This window comes from Methylobacterium sp. E-016, from assembly GCF_022829745.1.
Taxonomy (GTDB): domain Bacteria; phylum Pseudomonadota; class Alphaproteobacteria; order Rhizobiales; family Beijerinckiaceae; genus Methylobacterium.
Genome location: NZ_JAKSYF010000138.1, coordinates 19,041 through 40,135, shown reverse-complemented (window position 1 = coordinate 40,135; position 21,095 = coordinate 19,041). Strand labels below are relative to the sequence as shown.

The 21,095-nt window shown below is 66.9% G+C and carries 26 protein-coding genes and 1 tRNA gene; 12 read left to right on the top strand and 15 right to left on the bottom strand.

Translation table 11 applies throughout. The annotated features are described in order from the left end of the window. Positions 1-176: 176 nt before the first annotated feature. The 4 genes from MKK68_RS20155 to MKK68_RS20140 all read left to right on the top strand — a co-directional run bounded on the left by MKK68_RS20155 (position 177) and on the right by MKK68_RS20140 (position 4,572). Positions 177-1,541, top strand: coding sequence for an amidohydrolase family protein (locus tag MKK68_RS20155; RefSeq protein WP_244032633.1), 1,365 nt, complete (start codon positions 177-179; stop codon positions 1,539-1,541). Positions 1,542-1,775: 234 nt separating this feature from the next. Beyond that, positions 1,776-2,528: a bacteriorhodopsin gene (locus MKK68_RS20150; protein ID WP_244032631.1), complete on the top strand. Its 753-nt coding sequence runs from the start codon at positions 1,776-1,778 to the stop codon at positions 2,526-2,528. Next, positions 2,528-3,469, top strand: a complete 942-nt coding sequence (locus MKK68_RS20145) for a Brp/Blh family beta-carotene 15,15'-dioxygenase (protein ID WP_244032626.1) — start codon at positions 2,528-2,530, stop codon at positions 3,467-3,469. The genes MKK68_RS20150 and MKK68_RS20145 overlap by 1 nt, the downstream gene beginning before the upstream one ends. Positions 3,470-3,873: 404 nt before the next feature. After that, entirely contained in the window at positions 3,874-4,572 is a 699-nt protein-coding gene (locus tag MKK68_RS20140) for a L,D-transpeptidase (protein WP_244032624.1), read from the top strand. 372 nt (positions 4,573-4,944) lie between these two features. Here the strand turns inward: MKK68_RS20140 and MKK68_RS20135 are convergent, their stop codons facing one another. From MKK68_RS20135 to MKK68_RS20105, 7 genes are all read right to left on the bottom strand, one after another. Then, the gene (locus MKK68_RS20135; protein ID WP_244032622.1) at positions 4,945-6,987 is read right to left on the bottom strand and encodes a hypothetical protein; all 2,043 of its coding nucleotides are present in this window, start codon (positions 6,985-6,987) and stop codon (positions 4,945-4,947) included. 4 nt (positions 6,988-6,991) lie between these two features. Beyond that, entirely contained in the window at positions 6,992-7,438 is a 447-nt protein-coding gene (locus MKK68_RS20130) for a hypothetical protein (protein WP_244032620.1), read from the bottom strand. Further along, entirely contained in the window at positions 7,438-7,734 is a 297-nt protein-coding gene (locus MKK68_RS20125) for a hypothetical protein (protein WP_244032618.1), read from the bottom strand. The genes MKK68_RS20130 and MKK68_RS20125 overlap by 1 nt, the downstream gene beginning before the upstream one ends. Continuing rightward, the gene (locus MKK68_RS20120; RefSeq protein ID WP_244032616.1) at positions 7,731-8,450 is read right to left on the bottom strand and encodes a hypothetical protein; all 720 of its coding nucleotides are present in this window, start codon (positions 8,448-8,450) and stop codon (positions 7,731-7,733) included. Before MKK68_RS20120 ends, MKK68_RS20125 begins: the two co-directional genes overlap by 4 nt. Beyond that, positions 8,450-9,844, bottom strand: coding sequence for a DNA-packaging protein (locus MKK68_RS20115; protein WP_244032614.1), 1,395 nt, complete (start codon positions 9,842-9,844; stop codon positions 8,450-8,452). Before MKK68_RS20115 ends, MKK68_RS20120 begins: the two co-directional genes overlap by 1 nt. After that, complete coding sequence (locus MKK68_RS20110) at positions 9,828-10,412, bottom strand: hypothetical protein (protein WP_244032612.1); 585 nt, start codon at positions 10,410-10,412, stop codon at positions 9,828-9,830. Before MKK68_RS20110 ends, MKK68_RS20115 begins: the two co-directional genes overlap by 17 nt. Positions 10,413-10,551: 139 nt before the next feature. Then, positions 10,552-11,235, bottom strand: coding sequence for a recombinase family protein (locus MKK68_RS20105; RefSeq protein ID WP_244032610.1), 684 nt, complete (start codon positions 11,233-11,235; stop codon positions 10,552-10,554). Positions 11,236-11,301: 66 nt separating this feature from the next. Between MKK68_RS20105 and MKK68_RS20100 the strand changes: the two genes are divergently transcribed. Next, entirely contained in the window at positions 11,302-11,487 is a 186-nt protein-coding gene (locus MKK68_RS20100; protein WP_244032608.1) for a hypothetical protein, read from the top strand. Here the strand turns inward: MKK68_RS20100 and MKK68_RS20095 are convergent. From MKK68_RS20095 to MKK68_RS20060, 8 genes are all read right to left on the bottom strand, one after another. Then, positions 11,484-12,080 carry an AAA family ATPase gene (locus tag MKK68_RS20095; protein ID WP_244032606.1) on the bottom strand — a complete coding sequence of 199 codons (597 nt, stop codon included), beginning with the start codon at positions 12,078-12,080 and terminating at the stop codon, positions 11,484-11,486. The genes MKK68_RS20100 and MKK68_RS20095 overlap by 4 nt on opposite strands. Before the next feature lie 28 nt (positions 12,081-12,108). Next, a complete protein-coding gene (locus MKK68_RS20090; RefSeq protein ID WP_244032604.1) occupies positions 12,109-12,360 on the bottom strand; it encodes a hypothetical protein in 252 nt (83 codons plus the stop codon). A gap of 200 nt (positions 12,361-12,560) precedes the next feature. Then, on the bottom strand, positions 12,561-12,788 hold the full coding sequence (locus MKK68_RS20085) for a helix-turn-helix domain-containing protein (RefSeq protein WP_244032602.1): 228 nt from the start codon (positions 12,786-12,788) through the stop codon (positions 12,561-12,563). Between the two features lie 84 nt (positions 12,789-12,872). Further along, positions 12,873-13,331, bottom strand: coding sequence for a hypothetical protein (locus MKK68_RS20080; protein ID WP_244032600.1), 459 nt, complete (start codon positions 13,329-13,331; stop codon positions 12,873-12,875). Between the two features lie 2 nt (positions 13,332-13,333). Continuing rightward, positions 13,334-14,524 carry a tyrosine-type recombinase/integrase gene (locus tag MKK68_RS20075; RefSeq protein ID WP_244032757.1) on the bottom strand — a complete coding sequence of 397 codons (1,191 nt, stop codon included), beginning with the start codon at positions 14,522-14,524 and terminating at the stop codon, positions 13,334-13,336. Positions 14,525-14,666: 142 nt separating this feature from the next. Further along, positions 14,667-14,756 (bottom strand) — tRNA-Ser (locus MKK68_RS20070). A gap of 78 nt (positions 14,757-14,834) precedes the next feature. Beyond that, positions 14,835-15,992 (bottom strand): tyrosine-type recombinase/integrase, encoded by a 1,158-nt coding sequence (locus tag MKK68_RS20065; RefSeq protein ID WP_244032599.1) that lies wholly within the window; start codon positions 15,990-15,992, stop codon positions 14,835-14,837. Positions 15,993-16,034: 42 nt separating this feature from the next. Beyond that, the gene (locus MKK68_RS20060; RefSeq protein ID WP_244032597.1) at positions 16,035-16,544 is read right to left on the bottom strand and encodes a hypothetical protein; all 510 of its coding nucleotides are present in this window, start codon (positions 16,542-16,544) and stop codon (positions 16,035-16,037) included. A gap of 108 nt (positions 16,545-16,652) precedes the next feature. Here MKK68_RS20060 and MKK68_RS20055 point away from each other — a divergent pair, with 108 nt between their 5' ends. From MKK68_RS20055 to MKK68_RS20025, 7 genes are all read left to right on the top strand, one after another. Continuing rightward, positions 16,653-16,865, top strand: a complete 213-nt coding sequence (locus tag MKK68_RS20055) for a helix-turn-helix domain-containing protein (protein WP_244032595.1) — start codon at positions 16,653-16,655, stop codon at positions 16,863-16,865. Between the two features lie 203 nt (positions 16,866-17,068). Beyond that, the gene (locus MKK68_RS20050) at positions 17,069-17,263 is read left to right on the top strand and encodes a hypothetical protein (protein ID WP_244032593.1); all 195 of its coding nucleotides are present in this window, start codon (positions 17,069-17,071) and stop codon (positions 17,261-17,263) included. A gap of 3 nt (positions 17,264-17,266) precedes the next feature. Then, positions 17,267-18,073, top strand: coding sequence for a helix-turn-helix domain-containing protein (locus MKK68_RS20045; protein ID WP_244032591.1), 807 nt, complete (start codon positions 17,267-17,269; stop codon positions 18,071-18,073). Next, on the top strand, positions 18,063-18,704 hold the full coding sequence (locus MKK68_RS20040) for a hypothetical protein (protein ID WP_244032590.1): 642 nt from the start codon (positions 18,063-18,065) through the stop codon (positions 18,702-18,704). Before MKK68_RS20045 ends, MKK68_RS20040 begins: the two co-directional genes overlap by 11 nt. A 352-nt stretch (positions 18,705-19,056) precedes the next feature. Continuing rightward, the gene (locus MKK68_RS20035; RefSeq protein ID WP_244032588.1) at positions 19,057-19,689 is read left to right on the top strand and encodes a hypothetical protein; all 633 of its coding nucleotides are present in this window, start codon (positions 19,057-19,059) and stop codon (positions 19,687-19,689) included. An 87-nt stretch (positions 19,690-19,776) separates the two neighbouring features. Further along, positions 19,777-19,995 carry a hypothetical protein gene (locus MKK68_RS20030; protein ID WP_244032586.1) on the top strand — a complete coding sequence of 73 codons (219 nt, stop codon included), beginning with the start codon at positions 19,777-19,779 and terminating at the stop codon, positions 19,993-19,995. A gap of 11 nt (positions 19,996-20,006) precedes the next feature. After that, entirely contained in the window at positions 20,007-21,077 is a 1,071-nt protein-coding gene (locus tag MKK68_RS20025) for a hypothetical protein (RefSeq protein WP_244032584.1), read from the top strand. The last annotated feature ends 18 nt before the right edge of the window (positions 21,078-21,095 follow it).

Below are 21,095 nucleotides of genomic sequence, written 5' to 3'. Positions count from 1 at the left end.
CCCGTGCGCCGGTCCGAGGCTGATCGAAGCGCCGGGCAGCACCGCACGCCCGGATCGCCTCGACAAACCGGACGAAACGCCGTCAGATCGGCGCTCGAGAACCGCGCGGGGTCCCAGGTCGCACGCCAGAAGGAGCGACCGGCGAAGTCCCGTCGGCGATCCGGGAGGAGAGTGCGATGCGTCGGAACGCGCTGCTGTCGGCCCTGGCCGTCGCCACGAGCCTGTCCTGCATCGGCGGGGCCGCCGCCAAGCCGCTCGCCTTCACCGGCATCCGGCTGATCGACGGCCTGTCGGCCGAGCCGGTCGCGGATGCGGTGCTGGTCGTCGACGGCGACCGCATCGTCGCGGCGGGGCCGCGCATGGCGGTCGCGGTGCCGTCCGACGCCGAGATCCGCGAACGGCCCGGGCACACGATCATGCCGGGACTGATCTCCGATCACTCTCACGTCGGCATCGTAAGGGGCGTCGACGTCGGCGCCCGGAACTACACGCGCGAGAACATCCTCGCCCAGCTCGAAGCCTACACCGCCCGGGGCGTCACCACGATCATGGCGCTCGGGCTCAACGGCGCGATCATGCCCGAGATCCGTGCCGAGGCGCATGCGGGTCTCATCCCCGGCGCCGACCTGTTCGGCGTCGACCGCGGCATCGGGGTGCCCGACGGCGGCCCGCCGCAGGCGATGGTGCGCGTCAGCCCGGATCAGCTCTTCCGCCCGGCGAACGCCGACGAGGGCCGCGACGCGGTCCGCGCGATGAAGGCGCGCGGCACCGACATGGTGAAGCTCTGGCTCGACGATTTCGGCGGCTCCGTGCCGGCCAAGATGCAGCCTTCCGTCTCCGCGGCGGTGATCGACGAGGCCCATCGCCTCGGCCTGCGGGTCGCGGCCCACGTCCACGATCTCGAGGACGCGCGGGCCGTGGTCCGGGCCGGAGCCGACGTGCTGGCGCACGGCGTCCGCGACAAGCCGGTCGACCCGGACTTCGTCGCGCTGCTGAAGGCGCACGACACCTGGTACATCGCGACCCTGGCCCTCGACGAGGCGACCTTCGCCTACGCCGACGCGCCGGCCTGGGCGCAAACGCCCTTCGTCCGGACGGCGCTCGCGCCCGACCTCAAGGCGCGGTTCGACGACCCCGCCTGGCAGCGCGACACCCGCGCGAGCGCCAAGGCGCAGGCCGCGCGCGCCTCGCTGGCCACGAACCTCGCGAACCTCAAGGCGCTCCAGACCGCCGGCGTCCGGATCGGGTTCGGGACCGACAGCGGCGCGGCTCCCGAGCGCGTCCCCGGCGTGGCCGAGCACCGCGAGCTGGCGCTGATGGTGCAGGCCGGGTTCACGCCGATGGAAGCCCTGACCATCGCGACGGCGCGGGCGGCCGACCTCCTCGGCCTCGCCGACCGCGGCCGCCTGGAAGCGGGTCGCCGCGCCGATTTCGTCGTGCTCGCCGCCGATCCGTCCGAGGACATCGCCGCCAGCACCCGGATCGTCGAGGTCTGGCAGCGCGGGCTGCCGCAGGCGGTCGCCCCGTCTGCCGCGCCCTGACGGCGCGTCGCAGCGTCGGCATTCTGGCGGAGCCTGCGACGCTGCCCGGGCACGCCGGCCGAGGTCGAGCGCTCGCAGGACAGGGCGAACCCCGCGTTCGCCGAGGCGGCGACGCGCCGCAGGGGCTCACGCGCCTGTGACGCGGCGGCTTGGCAACAATCGGGGGCGAGGGTGATTGGGCAGGGGCGCCACGGTCCCGGGCGCCCCTTTCATCCCCATACCGACGAGAGATTTATGACGCCTCAATTCTGGCTGTGGCTGGGCTTTGCAGGAATGGCGGCAGGCGCCGCCGTGATCCTGTTCATCGCGAAGCGGCGCACGCCCGCCGAAGAAGCCGACGGGATCATCCACGGAATCGTGCCGATCATCGCGGCCTGCTCCTACTTCGCCATGGCGACGGGCCAGGGCAGCATCACCCTTCCGGCCGGTCCCGATGCGGCGGAGGCTGCGCGGCAGTTCTACTTCGCACGCTACATCGACTGGACCTTCACCACGCCGCTCCTGCTCGTCGGGCTCTCGCGCACCGCGATGCATTCCGGCATGCGCCGGCCGGCCGTCGTCTGGGGGCTGATCGGCTCCGACCTGCTCATGATCGTGACGGCCCTGGCCTTCGGCCTGTCCGACGTCGCCGCCGTGAAGTGGACGTGGTTCGCCATCTCCTGCGGCGCGTTCCTGGCCGTGTTCTACGGGATCTTCGTGCAGTTGCGCGAGGAGAACGCCGGCGAGCGGGCCGACGTGCGCAAGGCCTTCCTGCGCAATGCCGTGTTCCTCACCGGGGTGTGGTGCGCCTACCCGGTGGTGCTGCTCGTCGGCCAGGACGGCCTCGGCATCCTGTCGCCGAGCCTCGCGCTGGCGGTGATCGCGATCCTCGATCTCACCGCCAAGGTCGTCTACGGCATCATGGCGACGCTGGAGACGACCCGCGCCGTCGACCGCGACCTGTCGGAGGGGCGGGCGGCCACGACGCCGCTGCGCCGGGCGGCCTGATGCTCCTGGCGGCTCGATCGTCCCTCTCCCGCCTCGCGGGGCCCGACGGCGCGAGCCGCCACCGCATCCATGCGGGGGTGACCGGCCTGCCCCAGCTCGCCGCCGCGCTCGTCGCGCTCGGGCTGGTCGCCTCCGCGTTCCTCCCGCGCGAAGCCTCCTGGCTCGTCGCCCTGACGGTCGTCATCGTCCTCGGCGTTCCGCACGGTGCGCTCGACGGCGCGGTGGCGGCCCCGCTGCTGCGCCCGCGCTACGGCCGAGCGTGGTTCGGGGTCTTCGCCATTCCCTATCTCGGCCTCTCGGCCCTCGTCCTCCTGGCCTGGCAGATCGCCCCCCTGGCGACGCTTGCGGGCTTCCTCGGGTTGTCGGTCCTGCATTTCGGCGAGGAGGATTCGGGCCCGGGCCGACCGTTCGAGGCGCTCGTGCGCGGTGGCCTCCCGATCGCCCTGCCGGCGCTCCTGCATCCGCCCGAGACGGCGGAGATCTTCTCGGCGGTCGCACGGGTGCCGATGCCGTCGCTTCCCGCCTGGTGGACGGCCGCCGCCTGGCTCTGGCTCGCCCTCGCGGCGGCCTGGCTCCTCGGCCGTCGCGTGCGGCCGGCGGTGCTGGCCGAGATATCCGTCCTGGCCGCCGCCTTCTGGCTGCTGCCGCCGCTCACCGCGTTCACCCTGTACTTCGTCGTCCTCCATGGCCCCCGGCACATGCGGGCGCTGGTGCGGGACCCGGCGAAGGCGCCCGGCGTCGACACGATGCCGCGCGCCGTCCGCGCCGCGCTGCCGGTCTTCGCGTTGACGCTGCTGCTCGGCGCGGGGCTGTGGCCGCTCTACGCCGCCGGCGCCGCGGATGCGCCGGCCAACCTCCTGACCCTGACGCTCCAGATGCTGTCCGCCCTGACCGTGCCGCACGTCCTCCTCGACCGCATCGCGAGCCGGTCGCAAGGCTGATCCCGGAGCCGTCGATGCGCGGATCGCGCGGCGATCCGATCGGATCCGGCTCCGGGCTCGCCCGAGGGACCTCGGCATCGATCACCTACGGCATCGATCCTCTCGCGCCGGCCACTGTAGGCGAGCGCGGCGACGCGCAGCGATCATCACCGCGATCGCCCAGTGTCGGACAGCTCCGAACGCACGCGCGACTTCGCGGCAAGTGCATTCGACCGATGTCTTGAAGTCGCCATCGGCGGACGATCAGAGCCGCCGAGTGACTTTTGCCACACTCCCGACGCAAAAGCCGAGCTTGCAAGTCCCGTCGGCTGTCACCGGTCTCGGCTTGGCAGTACATTGGCGCAGCGTCGGTCGGAGCGTGCTTCGATCGGGTCGCAGGACATGGGACGCTCGGGATCACGATCATGGATGGTGGGCGTGCCGATGCCGGCGCGATGGACCGGACCGCTCGGCTTCGGACGGCGCTTCTGAGCCGCAGGTCGTTCCTGGCCGGCTCGGCGGTCGGCCTCGGCGCCCTCGGCCTCGGCAGCTGCGCGACCACCGACGGCATCCTGCTGGCCGAGGCAGCCAAGACCTACGGGCCGATGCCGGACGAGAAGTTCCCGATCCCGGCGGTCGACATCAGCAAGGTCGACCCGAAATACTATCGCCGGACGGTACGCTACGAGACCAAGGAAGCGCCCGGCACGATCGTCGTCGATCCCGCCAACTACTACGTCTACCGCATCGAGGGCGACGGAGCCGCGACCCGCTACGGCGCCAATGTCGGGCGCGACGGGTTCCTCTGGCACGGCGACGCCTATGTCGGCCGCAAGTCGGAGTGGGCGACCTGGACGCCCCCCAAGGAGATGAGCCGGCGCCAGCCGGAGGCGGCCCAATACGCCCGCGGCATGCCGGGCGGCCTCGACAACCCGCTGGGCGCCCGCACCCTGCATCTCTACCAGAACGGCGCCTACACGCTCTACACGATCTACGCCTCGAGCGAGCCCGACACGATCGGCACCGGCATCACGAGCGGCTGCGTCGGCCTGCTCAGCCAGGACATGATCCACCTCTACGCCCGGACGCCGGTGAAGACCAAGGTAGTCGTCCTCCCGGCGTAGCCGAACGTTCGACCCTGCCCGGGAAGCCGAGCCGGCGCGCCGTCTCGCGGCGGCGGTCTGCGCCGCGCCGAGGAGGGCGGGAAGACAGGCGGAGGGGGTGTCCGCGCGTTCGGTCGAAAATCTCCATTATATTCAGTCCTTTACCGATTTCTCATCAACGCTTACCCACATTTTCACCCACGGCCGTTCGACAAATTTAGGCGAACGATAGCGGACGAAGGCGGCCACCCGAGGGGTCGCTATCGATGTGACCGAGCGGTAATTTCATCGAAACAACTGACCGGTAAGTGTCGCCTGTCAGACTTCGGTCAGACCGTCCGCACCCATTTTTGAGATGGGCCCCTTCCTGCTTCACGCTGGGCGTGGACGTTATTATTCACTCGGCGCTGTTCGGATCATGCTGCCGAGGTCTGCGCGGCGAGCCAAATCCTCGGCGAGCCGCCGGCGCTCTCCTGCCAGTGTGATGCCGTCGCCGATCACGCGACCGGCGAGGCCGGGGTCGAGGAAGTTCAGGACGTTCTTCCAGAAGCCGTCGCCGATCTTGGGCGCGGCCAGCACGCCCTTATCTTGCGCGGCCTCTGCCAACCCCCAGATGCCGAGGGCGCCGAGAGCTTTGCCGACAATCCCCATCTTGCCGCCGCCGGCTGCGCCCGCCGCACCTGCCGCGCCCGCTACGGCACTTCCGCCGCCGAGCTTCACCGCAGCCGCTTCGAGGGCAACCGCCGCCGTGCTGAGCTGCGTCGCCGCGGCCGGCAGACCGAAGCCTGTGAGCGTCTTCAAGGTGCCGTAGCCCATGGCCGCGGCGCCCGTCCCGACCACGCCCAGCGTCGCGGCGGTCCCGACCCCCGGTCGATCCTTCACCGCATCGGCAAGGCCAGCGATGGCGTGCGCGATGGTGTTGAGCATCGGCGCGATGCCCTGCGCGTCTCCCAGCGCCGTCTTGAGGGTCGTGAACGCTTCGGAGACGCCCTTGGAAGCGGTCTCGAAGTCCTTGCCGCCGCCGAGTAGGTTGTCATAGGCGTTGATGCCCATGGCCTGCTTGTATCGGTGCCCGAGTGCATCGACCTGTTCGGGGCTCGAAAGGTACAGCGAACCCATCCGCCGCGCGGTATCGGTGCCGAAGATGCGATAGACCTGCTTGTTCTGGTCGTCGCGCGAGGTGATGCCCTTGGCCTCAAGCGCGGGACGCACCTCCTTGTCGATGAAGTCCTTGAACGTGCCCTTCGTCAGGGTGTCGTAGCCCTTGATCGCCTTGGCCGGCTCGGTGATCGTGATCTTGCCCGCGTCCGAGACTTCCTGACCCTGGCCTGTCAGAAGCCCGAAGTCTTTGAGAACGCCGGCCACCTTCGAGGTCATGGTGCCGCCGACGAACTGACGACCGACCGCGGAGAGCGACGTGCCGGTGCGGGCGCCGCCCATGTCCTCCATCGCGGCGAGCGCGCTCATGTAGAGGTCGTCGGACGACATGCCCTTGGCCATCGGCCCGGCCTGACGCACGAACTGTTGCAAATCGTTGGTCGTCAGAAGTCCCTGCCCGACGACAAGTGCCTTCGTGGCCGCATCAAGCTCTTCCACGAACATCTTCGGGATGATCTTGTGCTGTTTTGGATCGATAGCCTTGCCGCGGAGTTCAATAAACTTGAACAGCCTCCGCATATCTTCTTCGTTCTCGCGCCCGGTAGCGGCCGAGATGACGGAACGTGCTTTGGCAACTTCGGGCAGCAACGCGGCCGAACCTGAGTTGTCCTGCGTCGCCGCGCTTAACTCGCGGAACAGCTTGAACTGCTCGGTGACATTGATGTCGGGGACGGTGCGCGCCGAGTTGTAGGCCGCCTGTAGACCGAGGGCAGCGTCGGACTGACTGTTGCCCGCCATCTTGAATAGGTTGGTCTGGCGCTGAAGCTCGCCGCTGCGGTGAAGGATGCCGCCGCCGATCCGCTCCACGTTCATGCCGGCGAGGATGCCCGACTCCGTAGGCCCCATCGCAATCGTATCGAGGACGCCGGGGCCGTGACCGGGGCGGCGAATGCTTCGACCGCCCGCAGAGCCCGCGCTGCGAAGCTTCCCGATCAGGTCGTTCACCCGCCGCTCAACCGCGGCGACTTCTGTGCCCCATCCGCCGATCGCCGCCTTGACGGTATTCGCCTCGTTGCGAACGCCCCCGAACGCGCGGGCGAAGTCCTTATTGATCGAACTCGAGACTTTGCCGGCCGTACCGGACAGAAGCCCCATCTCTTTGTTGAGTTTTGAAAGCCCCTCGAAGGCTCCCTTCCCCAGCGTCAGCCGACCCATCAGGCCGTTCGTCTTGACGATCTGCTTGTCGAGGCCCGCGAACAACGATGCGATCTCGTGAAGCTGGCGCTGCCAAGCCCCGGTGATCGTGAGTTCGGTTGCAATCTTGTAGATGTCAGCCATCGGCTCAGTCCTCAACAGATCCGCCGAGCAAATGCCGGTGCATCCGCTGGCCTATGATTTCGGCGACGTTCTTGCCGTCCTGCTTAGCTGCGGTGCCGAGCACCGGCCGCGGAGGCATCTTTGAGGTGCCATTCTCGAAGAGAGGGGCGCGCGGGTCGTTTGACCCTACCGAGGCGAGGCGCGCGTTGATGACGCGCCGCTTGTAGCTTTTCCGAAGCGCGCCAGTGCGTAGCAGCGGCTCGTCCTCGGGAAAGCCTTTGCGGACACGGTCGGCCTTCGTGGCGTCGGCGAGGCTCGCCCAGCCGTCATGGTACCGGCCGGGGATTTTCTGAACCTCGGCGAGATGGTGTGCCGAAGCCGTCTCCATGGCCTTGTGCTCGGCCTGCGGAACGGTGCGGGCTACACCCTGTAGGAAAGCAGCGAAGGCGGCAGGGCTGTCGAAGCTACGCATCAGGCGGCCTCCCCCGGCTCGAAAATGCGCCGTAGCCTTTCGTCGCTCTCCTCGATCACGCCGGCCGCGTGCGTGAACACGGGCGCGACCTGTAGCGCCCACCGCTTCAGCGCCTCATGCTGGGCCAGGGTGATGCCTCCGGCGTGGTGCGCGGCAGTGATCGCGTTCACGGTCTCGGCAAGGCCGGCGAAGGCATCGCCGAGCAAGCCAATCCTCTCGGCAGCTAGGTCGCCCGCCTGTTCCATCGAGAACTGCCGCGCTCGCTGCCGGGCCCTTCGTTCGCTGAACTTCATCATTCAGCATCCGCCACCGCTTCGAGTGACTGCATGGTCGCCTCGAAGCCTTCGGGCGACATACCGGACGCCTTAAACAATTCGTTGCGGACGTAGACCGCGACCTGCTGCACCTCGCGATAGTCCGTCTCGATGGCTTCGATCTCGGCCAATGCTGGCCCGTGCAACTTCTTGACGGCCGCAGCGCGCAGGCGATCGAAGGTCTTACTCTCGGGCATCTGCAAAGCGGCGTCGTCGAGCCCGCAGGTGAAGGCGGGCGTGTCGAACAGCGCGGCGGCCTGCTCGGGGTTCGTTGCGATCTCCTGCGCGAGCGTCAGGCGGGCGCCGGGCTCCAGGCTTCGTAGGTATCCGCGGATCTCCTGACGCTGCAGCTCGCCCACGATGTCGGTGCGGTCGGGCTTCGGCAGGCCAAGGCCGGCGCGCTGTGCCTCAAATCGGCCGAGAGCCTTGCGGACGGCGCGACTGGCGCGGGCGAACTCGCCTAGACGCTCCTTACGGACTGTCTCGACCAGTTTGCTCCTCCGACCGACCGACGAGAGGTTGCCGTCACCTTCCAGCTTCGTCGCGACGGCGGTGTGCCGCGTTTCGACCTCGGCAAGCGCCTGGATCGTGGAGACGGCGTGGTCGGTGTGCGGCTGCCCCTTGCGCACACGGTCGGTCATAGCCTGATAAAAATGCAGGTTCATGATGCGTCTTTTCCCTCTATGGCGCTCGGCCATTACTTGATCCAACCCATTCGACGGGCGCGTTCCTCAGAGCAAAGGCCGAGACGCACAGCTTGAGCCGGCGGCAGGCGATTGATTGCTTGGGCGTGACCTGATCGGCCTGTGTCGTAGCCGACGACATGGTAGGTCTGAGACGAGGCGGTCGGCACCGAATGCTTGACCGCAAGCTCGGTTATGGCCCACACAAGTGCGTCGACGCGGTCGGGCGAGTAGCCCGCCAGCGAGCGGCTGAAGTCCGACGTGAACGCGCACATCTGGTCTTCGAGGGGAGCGAAGGTGCCGACGTGGTGGACCTTGTGCTGTTCGTAGAGCGCCGAGACGGGTTCGGCCCGGATCGCCTTGCCGCGGGAGGCGCGGACCTCGCGGTAAGGCACGAGAGGGTCGGCCATGCGGATCGTCGCCTCGACCAAGGCGCCGCCGTTGTTGACCTCGGCGACGATGCGGTCGGCCTGGTGCCGGCGGTAGAGCGCGACGGCGCGCTGCGCCCATTCTAGCGGTCCGAGCTTCGCGGTGGCGTCTTCGAGGACGTAGACATGATCGTCGGCCGAGATACCGGCGGCCACGATGCCGGTCTCGTCGCTGTTCTCGTTGTTCGTGACGGCGGGATCGACCGCGATCACGATGCGCACCAGATCCGGCGCGCTCGTCACCCGGTCCTGGTCGATCCAGGCGCGCTGGAACAAGGCGCCAGGCACATCCTCGAGATACTCGCCCTCGATTTCCTGCCTGCCGAGCCGGGTGCCACCGTACCGCGCCTCCATGGCCTCCACGAAGCCGGGGGCGAGGTTGGCGGCATTGTCCCGCGTCCGGCCGCGGGTGATGACGACGCCCTGGCCCTCGCGGTTCATCAGGTCGCGAAGGATGCGCAACGGCTTCGGTGTCGTCGTCACCACCACGCGCGGACGCGCGCCGAGACGAAGGCCGAGCTGCAACTGGTCCCAAGCCTCCATGTAGCGCCAAGCGCCCAACTCGTCGGCCCAAGCTGCCGCGTGCTGTGGCCCGCGAAGGCGCTCGGGCTCGTCCGCCGAGAACAAGGTCGCTATGGCGCCGTTCGGCCAAGTCAGCCGGCGCTTTGAGGGTTCGTAGAACGGGCGGGCATGGTTCGGGGCGATGGCGAGGATGCCGGATTCACCTTCGACCATCGTGTCCCGCGCGTCGGCGGCCGTCGGGGCCACCAGTGCCAGCCGGCTCATCGTGCCGGACATGGCCTGCTCCTGGCACCACTCGGCGCCCGTGCGGGTCTTCCCAAAGCCGCGCCCCGCCAGCACCAGCCACGTTGACCAGTCGCCGGTCGGGGCGATCTGCTCAGGCCGGGCCTTGCGGTGCCAGCTTCCGGCAAGGCTTTCGCGCAGGGCGGCGGCAAAATCGATCTCACGCGGCGCGGACATCGAGCACCCCCGTCGGCTGGGGGTTGGCCTCTAGCTCGGCGAGGCCGTCCATCACGGCGTCGAAGGCTTCCGGGTAGGGTCGGAGGCGGCTCGCCAGCATGGCCTGAAGCCGGTGCATGATCGGCGAGTGCATCAGCACCGCGACGTTGTTCGTGATGTTCTGGATCGTCGGCGCGTTCGCCATCTCGCCCGTGAACTTGCCGGTCTCTCGGATGACTTCGAGGGCCACGCGGGACAGGGCGGCGTAGGCGTGGTGGTCGTTGCCGGCCTTGGCGACGAAGGCCGCCTGCATCAGGCCGCCGCGGAGCACAGACAGGTTGTCGAGGATCGACCCGCCCTCGGCAGCCGCGCGCTCGGCGAGTTCGGAGATGGGGACATCGGCGGCCAGGGCCGCGCGGTAGTCGGGATCGAGGTTCGCCATGTGCCGGGCGATGGCGTCCCGATGCACGTCGAAGCGTGCCGCGATCTTGTCGAGGCTCACGCCCTTCAAGCGGGCGAGTTCGATCGACAGCCGCTCAGGATGACGGGTGATCTGGCTACGGCGTTCGGATTTGGCCTGAGAGGCCATGGGCGGGGCTCCGGTGACTGAGAGTCAGTCCGTGGGCCATCCAACCCGTGCACCGGTTCCTCATCCAAGGACGCCGGCAATCTCAAAATGAAGGAAGACTATCGGTTAGTCAATATTGGCGCGCGAAAATCCATCGCATTTAAGCAGGCATGCGCGCCAGCATCCGCTGAACCTGTACAGCCTGCCACCGGCCGCCCCGTGGTGTCTCGATTTCGCGGTCGTTCAGCGCCTTGGCGATGCCGCTTGCTGAAACGATGCCGGCCTCGCGGAGTTCGGTCACGACGGGGGCGAGGTCGGCGCTTCGAGCCGCCGCACGGGCCGTTCCTGCGGCCCTGCCAGCCTCACGGGCGGCATCGGTGGCAACGTGACCACGGAAGCCGCCCAGCTTGGTCCCACGGGCCTTGGCGGCGGCTAGCGCGGCCTTGGTACGAGCCGAGATCATGCCGGCCTCTAGCTCGGCCACGGCCACCATCTGATTGAGCATGAACTTCCCGGCCGGGCCTTCGATCTGAGGCAGGTCGGCGAAGCGCACATCGACGCCGCTCGCGAGCAACTTCGACAGGAACGCCACCGACCGCGTGAGGCGATCCACCTTGGCGACGACGAGAGGGACGCGATGCAGGCGGGCAGCGGCTAGCGCGGCGTCGAGGGCCGGGCGGGCGTCATTCCGGCCGCTCTCGACCTCCTGAAATTCGGCCACGATGCGCCAGTTGCCGCCGTTGAGGTAGGTGCGGACCGCCTCCCGCTGAGCGTCGAGGCCCAGGCCCGACTTGCCCTGCCGATCCGTCGAGACCCGGACGTAGGTGACGAAGTCGCCCTTCATGGCCTGCCCTTACGTTGCTAGCATCGAACGTTGCAAGCAACGTAAGTGGATTTGCGAGGATGTCAAATGCCTGATTTTGCGGGCTTTTCTGCCGGGATCAGCACGCGCGAGCCATTCTATGCGCTCGCCAGCTACCTGAGTGAAAGCAGCGCGCTGGCGCCGCGGCTGTCCTCGACCGTCACCTCGTTGCCGCCGGTCTTCCGGGCGTGGTGCACGAGCTCGACGGCGCAACCACAGTGGTCGGCGATCTAGGCCCAAACGGTCGCCACGGCGTTGATGGCGCCGTTGTCGTTCTCGCTCACGGCGTGGCTCGACACGAACGGATCGATAATCAGCACGTCGATCATGTTGGCGAGGATCGTCGCCCGGATCTGCTCGATCACAGGATGCGCGATCGTCAGACCCGCTCGGTTTTGCTCGGCGACGACGACGCGGGTGTCGCGGCCGGAATTGACGAACAGGCGGCCGGCGAGATCGGTGTCGTCGAGTTCGTAATGCAACGCCGTCGCCATCACGCGGCGCTGCAGCTCGTCCATCGGGTCTTCGAGGTTGATGTACCAGACCTTGAACCGGCCGTGCGGCTGACTGCCGATCAGGTCGCGACCAGTGACCATGCTCAGCGCCTCGGCGATCACCAGCGACGACTTGCCGATGCCGCCGGGGCTGACGGTCGCCGAGATGAACTTGCGGATGAGGTGCCGGCCCAAGAGCCATTCGCGCACCGGGATCGCCGACGGCTCGATCCATTCGAACCGGGTCGCCTTTATCGCGGGTCGACCCGGTGGGTCATCCTCGGCACGGCCACGCAGCGGCGGCCACGCGCGCTCCGGGCCGAGCGCGTGCAACGCTTCGGCGAGGTCGTCGGCGAAGGGCTCATGCCTCATGTGGCTGTCCCTTCTGGCGCAACGTTCCGTTCGCCTCCTTCAGCATTGTCATGACACTGATGGCCTGCCGCATGGCAGCCGTCGCCTTCCGGGTGGAAAGCTCGAGGCCGGTGTCGTCACCGACGGCGCCGTAGTCGACGCCCATCGAGGCGTAGAAGGCCACCATGTGCAGGCACTCGGCTACGAACTCGCGCAACGCGCCCGGCGAGCCATGGGCGATGTGATCGGGTGCGCTGCTCATCGGCTCGCCTCCCGCGGACCGAGCCCGCTTAACTCCGCGACAAGCGCCGCAACTTCGGGAGAGACGCCGTAGCGACGAGAAAGCCGTTGGACGATCGGGGTGTTGGTGCTATTTTCGAAAGTGTCGATCTGGCAGACGACAGCTTTCGAGGGACGTGCAGGCCTGGCAGCCTCGCGTCCCTCAACTGTTTTCAGCATGCGCTACGCCGCCTCCATCTCAAGCGACGCGAGATAGCTGCGCAGGCTATCAGCTGGGATGAGGGTCCGAGACCCCACCTTGATCATCCGAAGCTTCCGCTCAGCGATCAGCGCATAGAGCGTGGTCCGGCCGAGGCCGGTTGCGTACAGCGCCTCTGGCACCGTGTAGGCAAGCTTCTCCGGCGACGCGCGCAGGTCTCCCTGCGGCGCCTGAACTGTGTGAAGGTTCATGGCTGCACCTAATGTTTGCCCCACCTGTTCGTGCGGCGACATACGGACGCTAGAACCGACAAAGCCGGTTGGCGTCCTAAACAATTAGCCCGGTGTTTTTTTGCGCCGGAAGACGCTGCTCTGGCTCACCCGCATCGGGCGATGTCGCACGATCTGTTCAATCTGGATCGGAGTGAGTCTGGGGTACTTCGCGCAGAGTATGTCCACGGCAATCTGAGCGGCTGGGCGGCCACTGATCGAGTCGCGCATCCCCTCCATCAGGGATTTGTACCCCTCATAGATCTCTCTGCGCTGATCATTCTCTGATTTGGATCTTGCTTTGCGCCCCGGGCGGAGTCTGAACCCGCCGGAAAGAAACTCTACTAAGAGATCTCGATCGACTCTAGTGAGCGGATGGTCCGATAAGATATAGTCAATGAGGCGCTTCGAGCTGCCTCCGGCATTTTTGAATAGCTCCAAGTGAGCCGCCGCAAGCGCAGAGGCCGCTTCCCGCACTGCATTCGCAAATTCGAAATCGCCGCTCTCTGGCTCAGCATCCGACATGACTATGCTTCCAGTGCAACTTCGACGTACCGCGCCCAAGCATCCATCAGCTCGCGCCGCTTCTCGAATAGGTCGCCTCGACGGTAAGCCCGCTCAACCTTGGACTCGACCGTGTGGGCCAGCGCCATCTCCACCACCTCAGACGGGAAGTGCGTCGTCTCGGAAGTCCAATCGCGGAACGACGACCGGAAACCGTGTACGGTAAGATCGGTACGCCCCATTCGGCGGAGCAGCATGAGCATCACTGTGTTGGACAGCGGCTTGCTGCGCCGTCCGCTGGGGAACACGAAGGTCTCGTCAAAGCCGCGCATTTGCGCCAGGACGGCCAAGGCTGCGGCTGACAGCGGCACGCGGTGCTCCGTGCCGCCCTTCATCCGCTCAGCCGGCACGATCCAAATTCCAGCTTCCATGTCGATCTCAGACCAGCGAGCGCCGAGTGCTTCACCTGTGCGGGCTGCCGTCAAGATCGTGAAGGCCATCAGCTTGGAGGCGATGCCAGGCTGACTTTCCAGCAGGCGCATGAACGCCGGCAGTTCTGCAAAGGGTAGGGCAGGGTGGTGCTCAACCCGCTGCACCTTTGATCGCTTGGGCAGGAGGTTCTGCAGGTGCCCCTTCCATCGAGCCGGGTTCTCTCCGCGCCGGTAGCCGCGCGCTGTCGCCCAATCCAGCACCGACTCGATCCGACCCCGCACCCGAGTGGCGGTCTCAGGCTTCGCTGACCAGATCGGTTCGAGGGCCTGCATCACAAGGCCGGTATCGACCGCCTGCACCGGCAGGTCGCCGAACGCCGGATAGGCATAGGTTTCCAGCGTCGCCGTCCACTGCGCCGCGTGCTTCGCGTTGCGCCAACCAGCCCGGTGCGCCCCGATATAGCTGGCAGCGGACGACCGAAAGGTGATGGCGCGGGCTGCCTCCACTGCTGCGTCCTGCCGTCGGCCAGATCGGATCTCGATCGGGTCCAAGCCTTCGGCCGTGAGCTTGCGGCAGTCCCGAGCCTTGTCGCGTGCCTCGGCCAAGGAGAAGGTGTTCGCCGACCCCAGCCCCATGGCGCGGGCTTTCCCGCCAAGGGTGAACCGATAGATCCAGCTTTTCGCCCCCTTGCCGGAGACCTGAAGCCACAAGCCGCCGCCGTCCCCGTACATGCCGGGGGCTTTCAGGCGCGCGACGCCCAGAGCAGTCAGCTTACCTTGCACGTCCAAGCTACCCACAATGCTACTAACATCGTAAGCCTGAATTTGCGCAAACGCCAGCGACCTGCCGCGAACGGCAGATTGATGATTTACCTTATATTTCGACGACTTAGCGGCCAGTGGCGAACGGGGAGGAACAGCCTTCTGGCGGAAGGGGTGGGATTCGAACCCACGGTGGAGTTGCCCCCACGGCGGTTTTCAAGACCGCTGCCTTAAACCACTCGGCCACCCTTCCAAACCTTTGTGGCAATTTGGTTTTCGGTCGGTAGGGCAGGGGGCCGAAACCCGCCTTTGCTACCGCTTTGCTACCATTTCACCCGGCGGTCTTACCTATGGCCGCGCGCAGTGCCGCGTCAACCTTCGCTGCCGCGTCCTCCTGCATCCCCGGCAGGACGTGGGAGTACAGATCCAGTGTGATCGCGATGCTGGAGTGCCCCAGGCGCTCCTGCGCGATCTTCGGATGGACCCCGCTCGCCAGCATCTGCGTCGCGTGGCTGTGCCGCAGATCGTGGAAGCGCACCTTTGGCAGGTCGGGCGCCTGGGCCAAGATCCGCGTGAATTCATGCGTGAGGCTGTTCGGCTGGACCGGCGAGCCGTCGGCCTGGGTGTACACGTAGCCATCGCTGGCCGCCCGCATCCCGAGCTTCAGCAGTTCCTCTGCCTGCCGGATGTGGTGAGCTCGCATTTCCTCGAGCGCGAAGGAGGGGAGAGCGACGCGCCTGCCACGGCCGCTCTTCGTCTCTTTCGACCGGGTGCCCTTCCGGGTCTGCTCGGTGCTCTCGACAATCTCGATGTGGCCGGTCTTCCAATCGACCGAGCGCCACCGGAGCGCGGTAACCTCGCCACGGCGCAGTCCGCACATCGTCCCCAGCACTACGGCAATGAAAACCCGGCTCGGTCGGAAGTGCGCGAACAGCGCCGCCGACTCATCTGCGTCGAGCGCACGCATTTTCAGTCGCTCGACTTTCGGCGGGTCAACAGCATCAGCCGGGTTCCGAACGAGGAGGCGCCATTTCACGGCCTGGCCAAGCGCCTGCCGCAGTATCCGGTGCATATGGTGGACGGTTCGAGGCGCAAGGCCGCCCTTGCCATCCCTGCGACCGCTGATAAGCGCCTTGCCATAGGCCGCGGAGATCTGCTCCGGCCGAAGCTTGGTGAGCACGGCGCCGCCAAGCAGCGGGGCGAGGTTCTTTCGAGCGATCTCGGTGTAGCGCTCGTGGCTGCGAGGCGAGACCTGCGAGCGGATGTGCTCCAACCAGCGCTCGAAGAACTGCGCGAGCGTTTCTTTGGCCGGCTCGACGTAGTCGCCGCCCTGCATCGTCGTGATGAGGCGCGCGCACTCCTTCTGCGCCTCGCGCTTCGTGCCGGTGAAGGTGTGCCACTTCCGGCGTCGCGCGCCGGTTTCTGGATCTCGCAAGTCCAAGACGACTGCCCATTTGCCAGGCGATCGCTCACGGATGTGACCCTTCATGTCCTGCTCTTCCCGAATCGATGGTGCGGCAGGCTCAGGCTATCAGTCGTCGTCACCGACGACTTCGACCGACTTCCGGCGCTTGTACGGCGGGTTGGAGCCACCCAGCCCAGCGAACCACTTAGCCTGATCTTCCACCGGCAGTTCGACCAGGTTGGTTGCCGCACCGCTCAAGCGGTCGCGTTCTATGCGGGCGAAATGATCCCTCGCGTTCTGGATGATCTTTGCGGCAGTTTGCTCAAACACCTGCGTTGCTGCCTCAGATTCATGCCACCTACATCCATAGGTATCTTCAATGTAGGACAATGCCGCGGCAGTCTTAACAGCTATATCATAATAGTCTTCGCCCCATTCATATTTATATTGCGCTTTCTGAGCCAGGGATATCTCCATACGTGTCTCCATCTCCTCAGAGAGAGATCGACCGTACTTCAATGCGCTTGCTTCAAGATCACGTCGCACCTCATCTCGGAGGCGAATTGTGAGCGATCCTCGCTTATTCTCGATCTTCGGCTTTGGAGCTCGCTTGGCCTTCGGCTCTTGGTCGGTCATCGATCATCCTCCGTCACGATGACGTTAAATCACGTCGCATCGCTTGCCAACCCCATCCGCTGGGGCTATCTCTTGAGTGACGTAATTTCACGTCACCACGAGGCAGGCATGAAAATGGATGAGACCAAGCGCTCCCAGGCACTGACCATCACGGTCGAGGAGGCGAGCCGGCGGCTCGGCATCGGCAAGAACCAGGCTTACGAGGCGGCGGGCCGAGGAGAGATCCCGACCATTCGGATTGGGCGGCGGCTGCTGGTTCCGCTCACCGCCTTCGAGCGCCTGCTCGACGGGCCGGCGATCTCCCGTGGCGGGGTCGCCTGACGCATGGCTCAGAAAACAGAGGAGGGACGCCGCGCCTGCCAGCGCTTGCGTCCCTCGAAGGTTGTCGCTCGCTCGACCGACGCCTTCGAGTTAGCACCCGATACCATCGTGAGCAACATGCTCGCCCGGCGCTTCGGGGTATCGGCGGAGGTTGCCAGTGTGGTCGCCCAACTTGCCGGGCTTGGTCCACGGGATGATGCGCGATGATGTGCAGGGATCTCGCCCCGATCATCGCGCGCATGCTCGTAGAGGGTTGCCTCATTCCCGGTCAGGGGCCTGAGGCCACCATCGCTTTGGCACGACGCCTCTGGCCGTCCGCGGCGCGTGCCGAGATCCTTCGCGGCTACGACATCGCGGTGGAGATTTACGAAGACGACTACCTGTTCGAGGCGGCCTGACCAATGGCGGCGGTCACACTCCTGCAGAAGTGGCAGCTGCTTCAGGCGATCATCGCCGATGCAGATCTGTCCCAGACGTCGAAGCTTGTGGCCGCTCGCCTGCTCTATCACCACAGCGCTCAGACTGGTCGCTGTTGCCCATCCTATCAAACCCTTGCCGACGGCGTAGCGCTGAAGCGACGTGCAGTGATCAATGCGGTTCAGGAGCTCGAAGCCGGCAGCTGGATAGTGATTAACCAGGTGAAAGGTGGTGCCGCCGCCGGCCCCAACCGATACGCGACGAACACCTTTCAGATCGATTTCTCGCGAGGAGATCGGGCTGGGCCAACAGTGCACGACGGTGCACCGTCAACGGTGCACGAGGATGCACTGTTACACGATGACAACAGTGCACCGCTGTGCACCCCCCCAGTGCACGACGGTGCACCGTCAACGGTGCATGGCGATGCACCCTACTCAGGGAAAGATACAGGGAAAGGAAACAGGGAAGAGTCTCCCCCTACCCCCTCGGACTTCGATGAGTGGTGGCGGGCGTACCCCCGGAAGGTTGGGAAGGACGCTGCCCAGCCTGTCTTCATCAGGATTACGAAGGCTCGGAAGGCGACCGTCGCCGAGCTGATCGAAGGCGCAAAGCGATACGCGGCCGAGCGCGCCGAGCAGGATCCCCAGTTCACCAAGCATCCGAAGACCTGGCTGAACGGCGGGCATTGGGCCGACGAGGCCGTGCCGAAGCCAGTGTCGCACGCGAACGGTCGGCAGCCCTTCAGCGCCCTCGGACGCCTGCAGGAGAACATGTACGATGACGACTGACATCACGTTGCGCGGGGACCATGCCGTTGCCCGGGCGGGTGCCCTGCCTGACCTGCGGCCGCAGCTGCAGATCGAGCGCCTGCTGACCGATCTCGGCCCCATCAACTGGCGCAAGGTCCTGCTGGAGAAGCCCTACGTCGGTGATCTCATCGGCTCCCCGCGGGCAATCGAGCGCCTGCGCCAGGACATCGCCGAGGCGCCGGATCTCGATCTGCTCATGCAGCTCGGGCAGGCCGCGGCTGCTGCGATCGAGGCGAAGCCAAGCCGTAAGATCACCGCGACGGCGGTCGCGCTCCTGTTCGATAGCCGCGCTCGTCAGCCTGCCAACCCGGTGACCTACCTCAGCGCCCTGTGCAGCGACATCTTCGAGCTCGGCTTCCAACCCGCTGTTATCGCCGCTGCATGCCAGCGGTTGCGCAGGACGACGACCTTCATCCCGGAAATTGCTGAGGTGATCGAGGTGTGCCGGAAGGTGCAGCGAGAGTACGTTGCGACCGCAAGCCTGTGCCTTCGAGCGATCGACTGCCGCGACGCGGCATTGGCTGCGATCGCGCAGGCTGAGAGCGCGCCCCGGGCATCCAAGCGGTCTCCGCCCCGAGATGATACACAGCCGGGGGATGCTGAGTGGTGATGACCCCTCAGGAGCATTCAGCCTGCCTAGCGGCCCTGGAGGCCGCAGAGCAGGCCGCCGAGGCCCTGCGAGCCGTCCTCGGTGTCTGCGGTCGTCCATCGACCGAACTGGTCCCATTGGCCATCGCCTGTCGTGCCTGGGGCGTGTCGAAGGAGACCGGACTCAAGCGAGCCCAGCGCGGCCTCGGCCTCAAGATCGCCGGCCGGTGGCACGTGCCTGCCGAGACCGTGGGGTTTGAGCAACAGCCGGGGGACCCTACGGGCACGCCGGCAGTACGGGTCGTAGAGGCGCGGCTTCTCCCTAGCGCCAGGGGTCAAAAACCACTTAACACCGGCGAAGCGAGCATCCAGTCATGACGATCATTACCAAGGCTGCACTTGCGGACGAACTCTCGATCTCTCGGGCGCGTGTCTCGCAATACGTGGCGAAGGGCCTGCCTGTACGGTCAGATGGCAAGTTGGATCGCAGTGAAGCTCTTAACTGGCTTCACACCAACGTGGTCGGACTTAACACCTTCGAGGATCGCGGGGTTAACCGGGCCGGCCGACTCGCGGCGGGCTCGAACCCGAAGCCTAAGCGCCAGCCTGAGCGCCGGACGCTCGCGCCGACGGATGCCGACATGCCCAGCATCCGCGATGTCCTGGTGGCGATGATCGACCGCGTCGAGGCCGTGGTCGCCTTCGCGGTGGTCGCCGCGAACGGTGTCCCTTCGACAGCCTACGCCGCAGCCGCCATCGCGCGAGCCGAGATGATGGAGGCAGCTAGCGACCTCGCAATGACCATGGGGGCGCCAGACGGTCCTGATGGTCCTCTCGGTCGGGTTGAGGCGACCGCGTACCCGCCGGACTGGCCGGCCCTCGCGGACCTGTTCGGGCATCCGCTCGACGTGGACGCTTGGCGAGAGGCCGAAGGCGACCTGGCGTACTGGCAGGACGTCGATCCGCCCGAGGCTCCGCACCCCTGGAGGGAACCCGCCGGAGTATAGCCGCGGCTATATTTGTCCGGTTTGTCCACCCTCGATGTCCGGTTTTGTCCACTGTGCAGGCCGGTCGAGGCCGCCGACACTGTCGGCATGTTCGACGCCATCACCTTCCCCGACCGGCTCACCGCCGCCGTCCCGACCGAGCTCGCTGAGGCCGTGCGTCTCACCGCGGCTGCCCGCGGACTGACTGTCGCCGACTACGTCCGCGGCAGCGTCCAGGCTCGGCTGATGCTCGATGGCGCCCGCTTCCGCCCCCTGCCCAACCTGCAGCGCCACGCCGCCCGCCCGGGCCGCGTCCGCACGCTTTGACCGGAGACACCATGCGCCGACCCACCGCCATCCGAACCGACGCCCCGCCGGCTGCCTCCCCCGAGGCCGAACTCGCCGGCCTCGTCACCACCCGGGCCAACCTGCAGGCCCGGCGCGATGCGCTGAAGGTCGAGGTCGAGCAGGCCATCGCCGCCCGTCGCGCCCTGCTCATCGAGGGCGGCGGCGCGGCGGCAATCTCCGATGCCGAGCGCGCCTGCCGCGAGGCCGAGGGTACGGCCTTCGGCGTCGACGACGCCCTCGCGGAGGTCGAGCGCCGCATCGCCGCCACCGAGGAGCGCATCCGCGAGCAGCGCGCCGCCTCCGAGCGCGAGACGTCTGCGACGGCGTTGGAGCGTGACGGCGCCGCGATCGACGCGGCGGCCGAGCAGGTCCGGCAGGCCGTCGCGACTCTGGCGAGCGCGACGACGGCTCTGGCCTCGGCGATCTCGCCCCGGGCCGCCCCCTTGTTCGCCAAGCGAGACATGCACGGCGTTCGCAACGGCGAGCCCCCGGAGCGGATCGCGGCATTCCTCGTCGGCCACATGATCGCGACGGCGATGCCGTTGATCGAGGTCGCGGAGGCGGGGCGGCAGGAACGGTTCGGATGGGTGTCACGGCGTGAAATCGAACCGAAGGACGGCAACGTCCCGGAGCGACCGCTCCTGACGGACCCGATGCGCGACCTCGCGGCCCGCGTCCGAGGCGGCGAGGCATCGCCGGTGCTCAGCGCCTACCACCAGCCGGAGCCCGACTTCGAGCCCGGCCGGGAGGAGATCGCGGTCTACGTGACCAGCGAGTTCTCCTACGTCCGGAAGACCGGATACGTCGCGGAGGTCGTGTCGGTGACGCTGGCGAGCCTACCCGTGCCGGTGGCGGAGCAGGCGATCAAGCGTGGCGTCGCCTCGCGAGACGAGCCCGATAACTGGTCCGCCCTGCTGCGGCAGGCCGAGCTGCGCAGCCGCCAGCACCGCAACATCTTCGAGTACCCGCCCCTCGGCTTCAACCTCGAGGAGTGGCGCGCGGCCGAGACGAAGCGCCGCCGCGACGCCTGGCTCGCCGAGCAGGGCCGCGAGGCCGCCTGATCCCAGATCGCCGGGTGG

What these genes read in the sequence shown, in the direction of transcription:
- MKK68_RS20120 (WP_244032616.1), bottom strand. Translation starts at nt 8,450, where the DNA reads ATGGCCGAGCGCCATAGAGGGAAAAGACGCATCATGAACCTGCATTTT.
- MKK68_RS20035 (WP_244032588.1), top strand. Translation starts at nt 19,057, where the DNA reads ATGACGATCATTACCAAGGCTGCACTTGCGGACGAACTCTCGATCTCT.
- MKK68_RS20145 (WP_244032626.1), top strand. Translation starts at nt 2,528, where the DNA reads ATGCTCCTGGCGGCTCGATCGTCCCTCTCCCGCCTCGCGGGGCCCGAC.
- MKK68_RS20065 (WP_244032599.1), bottom strand. Translation starts at nt 15,992, where the DNA reads ATGAAGGGTCACATCCGTGAGCGATCGCCTGGCAAATGGGCAGTCGTC.
- MKK68_RS20030 (WP_244032586.1), top strand. Translation starts at nt 19,777, where the DNA reads ATGTTCGACGCCATCACCTTCCCCGACCGGCTCACCGCCGCCGTCCCG.
- MKK68_RS20125 (WP_244032618.1), bottom strand. Translation starts at nt 7,734, where the DNA reads ATGATGAAGTTCAGCGAACGAAGGGCCCGGCAGCGAGCGCGGCAGTTC.
- MKK68_RS20110 (WP_244032612.1), bottom strand. Translation starts at nt 10,412, where the DNA reads ATGGCCTCTCAGGCCAAATCCGAACGCCGTAGCCAGATCACCCGTCAT.
- MKK68_RS20055 (WP_244032595.1), top strand. Translation starts at nt 16,653, where the DNA reads ATGAAAATGGATGAGACCAAGCGCTCCCAGGCACTGACCATCACGGTC.
- MKK68_RS20085 (WP_244032602.1), bottom strand. Translation starts at nt 12,788, where the DNA reads ATGAACCTTCACACAGTTCAGGCGCCGCAGGGAGACCTGCGCGCGTCG.
- MKK68_RS20155 (WP_244032633.1), top strand. Translation starts at nt 177, where the DNA reads ATGCGTCGGAACGCGCTGCTGTCGGCCCTGGCCGTCGCCACGAGCCTG.
- MKK68_RS20080 (WP_244032600.1), bottom strand. Translation starts at nt 13,331, where the DNA reads ATGTCGGATGCTGAGCCAGAGAGCGGCGATTTCGAATTTGCGAATGCA.
- MKK68_RS20045 (WP_244032591.1), top strand. Translation starts at nt 17,267, where the DNA reads ATGGCGGCGGTCACACTCCTGCAGAAGTGGCAGCTGCTTCAGGCGATC.
- MKK68_RS20090 (WP_244032604.1), bottom strand. Translation starts at nt 12,360, where the DNA reads ATGAGCAGCGCACCCGATCACATCGCCCATGGCTCGCCGGGCGCGTTG.
- MKK68_RS20060 (WP_244032597.1), bottom strand. Translation starts at nt 16,544, where the DNA reads ATGACCGACCAAGAGCCGAAGGCCAAGCGAGCTCCAAAGCCGAAGATC.
- MKK68_RS20115 (WP_244032614.1), bottom strand. Translation starts at nt 9,844, where the DNA reads ATGTCCGCGCCGCGTGAGATCGATTTTGCCGCCGCCCTGCGCGAAAGC.
- MKK68_RS20105 (WP_244032610.1), bottom strand. Translation starts at nt 11,235, where the DNA reads ATGAAGGGCGACTTCGTCACCTACGTCCGGGTCTCGACGGATCGGCAG.
- MKK68_RS20130 (WP_244032620.1), bottom strand. Translation starts at nt 7,438, where the DNA reads ATGCGTAGCTTCGACAGCCCTGCCGCCTTCGCTGCTTTCCTACAGGGT.
- MKK68_RS20050 (WP_244032593.1), top strand. Translation starts at nt 17,069, where the DNA reads ATGATGTGCAGGGATCTCGCCCCGATCATCGCGCGCATGCTCGTAGAG.
- MKK68_RS20135 (WP_244032622.1), bottom strand. Translation starts at nt 6,987, where the DNA reads ATGGCTGACATCTACAAGATTGCAACCGAACTCACGATCACCGGGGCT.
- MKK68_RS20040 (WP_244032590.1), top strand. Translation starts at nt 18,063, where the DNA reads ATGACGACTGACATCACGTTGCGCGGGGACCATGCCGTTGCCCGGGCG.
- MKK68_RS20140 (WP_244032624.1), top strand. Translation starts at nt 3,874, where the DNA reads ATGGATGGTGGGCGTGCCGATGCCGGCGCGATGGACCGGACCGCTCGG.
- MKK68_RS20100 (WP_244032608.1), top strand. Translation starts at nt 11,302, where the DNA reads ATGCCTGATTTTGCGGGCTTTTCTGCCGGGATCAGCACGCGCGAGCCA.
- MKK68_RS20025 (WP_244032584.1), top strand. Translation starts at nt 20,007, where the DNA reads ATGCGCCGACCCACCGCCATCCGAACCGACGCCCCGCCGGCTGCCTCC.
- MKK68_RS20150 (WP_244032631.1), top strand. Translation starts at nt 1,776, where the DNA reads ATGACGCCTCAATTCTGGCTGTGGCTGGGCTTTGCAGGAATGGCGGCA.